At 64.6% G+C, this 506-nt stretch carries 1 protein-coding gene; it reads right to left on the bottom strand.

The window, feature by feature from the left end; all coding sequences use genetic code 11:
* The coding region (locus JNK74_30540; GenBank protein ID MBL7650507.1) for a DUF1501 domain-containing protein at positions 1-506 on the bottom strand (506 nt) is incomplete at both ends.

Genomic DNA, 506 nt, shown 5'->3' with positions numbered 1-506 from the left:
AGATTCTGGTTCTCGCTGCCCAGCCCATAGCTCACCCACGAACCTAGCGACGGCCGCCCCGGCTGCTGCGAACCCGAGTGAATAAACGTAATGGCCGGGTCGTGGTTGATGGCGTCGGTATGGAGCGACTTCACGATGCAGATGTCGTCGGCGATCTTCGAGGTGTACGGCAGCAGTTCGCTGATCCACGCCCCGCTCTTGCCGTACTGCGCGAACTGGAACAGCGACGGCGCCACCGGCAGCGACGACTGGCCCGAGGTCATGCCCGTGATGCGCTGGCCCATCCGGATGGTCGCCGGCAGTTCGGTGCCGAATAGCGTCTTCAGCTTCGGCTTGTAGTCGAACAGGTCCAGTTGCGACGGTCCCCCCGACTGGTGCAGGAAGATCACCCGCTTGGCCTTGGCCGCGAAGTGCGGCAGCGACTTCAACCCGTTGGTCTTCGCGTCCCGCTCTTCGCCCGTCTCCGCGCCTTGGAGCAACGACGACAGCGCTGCCACGCCGATCCC

This window comes from Candidatus Hydrogenedentota bacterium (assembly GCA_016791475.1).
Lineage (GTDB): Bacteria > Hydrogenedentota > Hydrogenedentia > Hydrogenedentales > JAEUWI01 > JAEUWI01.
The sequence above is the reverse complement of the archived record's forward strand: the minus strand, read 5'-3'. Positions and strand labels throughout refer to the sequence as shown.